This window comes from Streptomyces sp. NPDC059900, assembly GCF_050270335.1.
Classification (GTDB): domain Bacteria; phylum Actinomycetota; class Actinomycetes; order Streptomycetales; family Streptomycetaceae; genus Streptomyces.
In genome coordinates this window covers 1-4,230 of record NZ_JBNNJZ010000649.1, presented here as the reverse complement: position 1 = coordinate 4,230, position 4,230 = coordinate 1, and the positions used below count along the sequence as shown (strand labels likewise).

General features: G+C 68.5%; 4 protein-coding genes and 1 pseudogene. 2 read left to right on the top strand and 3 right to left on the bottom strand.

From position 1 onward, the window contains the following. Positions 1-203: 203 nt before the first annotated feature. Positions 204-1,163 carry a LysR family transcriptional regulator gene (locus ACQKIP_RS41195; protein ID WP_365856328.1) on the bottom strand — a complete coding sequence of 320 codons (960 nt, stop codon included), beginning with the start codon at positions 1,161-1,163 and terminating at the stop codon, positions 204-206. 191 nt (positions 1,164-1,354) lie between these two features. Between ACQKIP_RS41195 and ACQKIP_RS41190 the strand changes: the two genes are divergently transcribed. Then, positions 1,355-2,446 (top strand): tartrate dehydrogenase, encoded by a 1,092-nt coding sequence (locus tag ACQKIP_RS41190; RefSeq protein WP_365856326.1) that lies wholly within the window; start codon positions 1,355-1,357, stop codon positions 2,444-2,446. A 16-nt stretch (positions 2,447-2,462) separates the two neighbouring features. Here ACQKIP_RS41190 and ACQKIP_RS41185 read toward each other — a convergent pair whose 3' ends face one another. Continuing rightward, on the bottom strand, positions 2,463-2,630 hold the full coding sequence (locus tag ACQKIP_RS41185; protein WP_365856324.1) for a hypothetical protein: 168 nt from the start codon (positions 2,628-2,630) through the stop codon (positions 2,463-2,465). 255 nt (positions 2,631-2,885) lie between these two features. On the opposite strand from ACQKIP_RS41185, the gene ACQKIP_RS41180 reads away from it, so the two are divergent. Then, positions 2,886-3,548 (top strand): HD domain-containing protein, encoded by a 663-nt coding sequence (locus tag ACQKIP_RS41180; protein WP_365856322.1) that lies wholly within the window; start codon positions 2,886-2,888, stop codon positions 3,546-3,548. Between the two features lie 46 nt (positions 3,549-3,594). Here ACQKIP_RS41180 and ACQKIP_RS41175 read toward each other — a convergent pair. After that, positions 3,595-4,230, bottom strand: a pseudogene (locus tag ACQKIP_RS41175) (SDR family NAD(P)-dependent oxidoreductase); the annotation flags it as partial.

Sequence of the window (4,230 nt, the reverse complement as noted above, 5' to 3'; positions counted from 1 at the left end):
ACACAGATTCCCGCAAGGCAGCCATGAGCGAGAGTGGTCAATGGCCTCCGGAACTGCGGGACATGAGAGACGCAGAGCACGAGAACTGAGCCGCAGCAGGTCAACCACTCGTGCCGGCCCGCACCCAGAGGCAGAAGGGTGTCCCTGCCGGGCCGCACAGGACACGTACGTCCTGTTGGAGCTTGACGCACCCGCCACTGCCGTCAACGCGACGAAGGAGCGCCGCCCGTCTCGGACAGCCGTCGCGGCAGGCCCGACGCCAGGTGGTCGATGAAGCGGCTGACCCGGTGCGGGACGTGCTCGTCGTTTCCGTACAGCGCGTAGATGTCGGCCGCCGGTGTCGACACGTGCGGCAGCACCCGCACCAGCTCCCCGCGGTCGAGATACGGCGCGACGTGCCACTCGGAACGCATGATCACGCCGCGTCCCCGCAGGGCCCAGTCGGTCACCACGTCGCCGTCGTTGCTGGACAGGTGGCCGTGCACGCGCACATGACGTGGCTGTGAAGCCTCTCCGAAACGCCAGAGCGCGAAGTCTCCTTCGTTCTCGCGCAGCACGATGCAGTCGTGCGCGGCCAGGTCCTCGATGACCGCCGGTGCCCCGCGCTCGGCCAGGTAGGAAGGTGCCGCGCACGGCACGCGGCGGTTCGCCGCCAGGCGGCGCATACGCAGCGAGGAGTCGGGCGGCGCGCCCACATGCACGGCGACGTCGAAGGCACGGCGGTGGGGCCGCAGCGGAAGCCCGGAGGTGTGCAGCTGGGCGTGCAGTTGCGGGTGATCGGCCACGAACTCGCCCAACAGCGGCGCCACATGGGCGCGCCCCAAGCCGATCGTCGACTCCACGACCAGCGTGCCGCGCAGCGCGGCCGACCGGTCGGCGAGGGAGTCCTCCAGCTCACGAAGCTGGTCGAGGATCCCCTGCGTGCGTGCCGCGTAGCGCCTGCCCTCGGAGGTCAGGGCGAGGCGTCTGGCTCCGCGTCGGACGAGCCGCGCGCCCAGGCGCCGCTCCAGCGCCGTGAGGCGCTTGCTGACGACGGACAGGGAGCATCCGAGCTCCCGTGACGCGGCGGTAAGGGTTTCGTTGGAGGCGACGACCTGGAAGAACCACAGGTCGTCCATGGACGACCGCCCCTCCTCGGCACCCCCGCCCTGGATGCTTTCCACAGCGGAAAGCCTACCTTGCCAATTATGGCCTTGTGGAGTGCATCTGTGCAGGTCAAGGTTGGTTCAGCACGTTGCGCCCGGACGGTCCTGACTTTGCCGGTGCTACGCCGCCGACGCCGTCGTCACCGTACTCAAGCCGTCGTATCGCACTCGCGCTCACGTAGATGTCACCCAGCTCAAGGAGCCGATCCATGCCCCACCGCTATCGCATCGCAGCCGTCCCAGGCGACGGGATCGGCCGCGAGGTGGTCCCCGAAGGCCTCAGGTGCCTGCGGGCGGCTGCCGAAGTCCACGGATTCGGACTCGACGTCGTCGAGTTCGACTTCGCCAGCGCCGACTACTGGCGGCGGCACGGCACGATGCTCCCGCCGGACTGGAAACACGTGCTCGCCGATTTCGACGCGATCTTCTTCGGCGCGGTCGGCTGGCCGGACGTCGTCCCCGACCACGTCTCTCTGTGGGGGAGCCTGCTCCAGATGCGCCGGGAGTTCGACCAGTACATCAATCTGCGGCCGGTGCGGCTGCTGCGCGGAGTGCGCAGCCCGCTGCGCGACCACCGGCCCGGTGAGATCGACTTCTACGTCGTGCGGGAGAACACCGAGGGCGAGTACTCCAGCATCGGCGGCCGGATCTTCGAGGGCACCGACCGGGAAACGGTGATCCAGGAGACGGTGATGACGAGGACCGGCGTGGACCGGGTCTTGCGCTACGCCTTCGATCTGGCCGACTCACGCCCCCGAAAGAGCCTGACCTGGGCGACGAAGAGCAACGGCATCTCCATCACCATGCCGTACTGGGACGAGCGCGCGGCCGCGATGGCTGCGCGGTACCCGCAGGTGAAAGCCGGCAAGGACCACATCGACATCCTGTCCGCCAAGTTCGTGCTCCAGCCCCAGCACTATGACGTCGTCGTGGCCAGCAACCTCTTCGGGGACATCCTCTCCGACCTCGGGCCGGCCTGCACCGGCACCATCGGCATCGCGCCCAGCGCCAACATCAACCCCGAACGGACCTTTCCCAGCCTGTTCGAACCGGTCCACGGATCGGCACCGGACATCGCCGGCCTCGGCGTCGCCAACCCGGTCGGCCAGATCTGGAGCGGCGCGATGATGCTGGCCCACCTGGGCGAAGAGGAGGCGGCCGCAGGGGTGGTGGCCGCGATCGAGGACGTCCTGGAGGAGCAGCCCCGGGTCCTCACCCCCGACCTCGGCGGCCCGGGAACCACCCGGGGCCTGGGGGCGGCGATCGCCGCCCGCGTCGGCCGTCCCGCCGGTTCGCCGTGACGGTCACCGCGACGGGTCATTCGCCCGGCAAGCCGACCCGCTGATCGGACGCGGCGCGATCCGGCACCAACAGCATGCACCACTTGCATTCATCGCCCGCGTGCACGGGGGCATCCAACCAGTACGCGCCGGTGAGAAGTTGCCCCTGGGGTGTGGTGGCCGGCAGGCCGTTCATGTTGTCCATGCCCCGCCCAACGAGGCCTGTCGGACGAGGTTTTGGGGGCGACAACCGGGCCGCCGCGCAAGCCGTCCTTGTGCCTGAAGTTCCCGCTTCATTGTCTTCAGACGGGAAAGCGGGGGTATACGGCATGGTTTCGCCGCCCCTTCCCCGGACTCAGGCTGGCGAGAATCCGCGGACAGTCGGCATTTTCGCCACTGTCGGCCCGGTGGTGCCCTTCATAGGGTCGTGGCAACAACCGCCGAGGAAAGAGCGATTCGCATGCCCGACCAGAGCCCCGATGCCCTGCCCGAGAAGGTGGCCGGAGTCCGCATCCCCACCAGTGAGGTGGCCGTGCAGACCGCCGCTTTCGTGCGACGCGTGTCCTCCGAGACGCTCTTCAATCACGTCATGCGGACCTATGTTTTCAGCTCGCTGCTGTTCGACCGGCGGGGTGTTCGCTACGACCGTGAACTCGCTTTCGTGGCCGCGGCCCTGCATGATCTCGGTCTTGTCGAGGCGTATCAGACCCCGGCCGAACGCTTCGAAGTCGACGGCGCCGACGCCGCCAGGCGATTCCTGCAAAGCCGGCGCATGGAGGACGAGCGGGTCGAGGTCGTCTGGGATGCGATCGCCCTGCACACCAGCCTCGGCATCGCAACGCGGAAAAGGCCGGAGATCGCCATGGTCTGTGTCGGCTCCGGGCTCGATTTCGCCGGGAACGGCCTTGAGCAGATCCCGTCCGACACTCTCCAGGAAGTACTCGCCGCCTTTCCCAGGAAGGGCTTCAAGCAGGACGCGGTCGACAACATCCTGTCGCTGTGCCGTACCAAGCCCACGTCGGTGCTCATGCATCCTTTCGCCGAGGTCGGCCGCCGCCACATACCCGACTTCCCGGTACCCACAGTGGAGGATCTGCTGCTCGCAGCACCCTTCGAGGACTGAGTCCGAGGACTGAGTCCGGCGCCCCGGCAGGCCGGGCCCGCTGTCTTCAGGTGCCGAGCAGGCCGGCCGAAACCGCCCAGAGGCGCTCAGCAGTGGCGGGATCGAGCGCCCACGCCTTGACGCCGTGCGGGTGCTGCGCGAGGTCGGCGTCGTCCGGCACGGTGTACGCCTCTTGTGCATCGTCGAGGTAGTGGCCTCCTGAGTGGGCGAACTGCGGGGCGACAGCCGCGACGATGCTGGTGGCGGCCCCCTGCTCGACGGTCTTGTACGTGAAGACTCCGGCGGCCTCGGCCGCGTCGAGCGACTGCTTCTGCCGGGTCGTGAAGTTGCGTTGCAAGCCCGTCGCTACACCGCCGGGGTTCACCGCGTTGGCAGTGATGCCGTCGCCTGCCCACAGGCGGGTCGCCTCGACGGCGAACAGGGAGTTCGCCGTTTTCGACTGGGCGTAGGCGAGCTGCGGATCGTAGCCGCGGCGCTCGAAGTGGAGGTCGTCGAAGTCGATGCCCGCACGCATGTGCGCCGTGGAACTGACCGAGACGATCCGTGCCCCGCCGCGGTCGGCCGCACCCAGGGCAAGGGCGCCGTGCAGACCGGTGGCCAGGGCGAAGTGGCCGAGATGATTGGTGGCGAACTGCAACTCCCAGCCCTCACGCGTGCGTTCCGGTCCTCCGGTGACCACACC

What these genes read in the sequence shown, in the direction of transcription:
- ACQKIP_RS41190 (WP_365856326.1), top strand. Translation starts at nt 1,355, where the DNA reads ATGCCCCACCGCTATCGCATCGCAGCCGTCCCAGGCGACGGGATCGGC.
- ACQKIP_RS41185 (WP_365856324.1), bottom strand. Translation starts at nt 2,630, where the DNA reads ATGGACAACATGAACGGCCTGCCGGCCACCACACCCCAGGGGCAACTT.
- ACQKIP_RS41180 (WP_365856322.1), top strand. Translation starts at nt 2,886, where the DNA reads ATGCCCGACCAGAGCCCCGATGCCCTGCCCGAGAAGGTGGCCGGAGTC.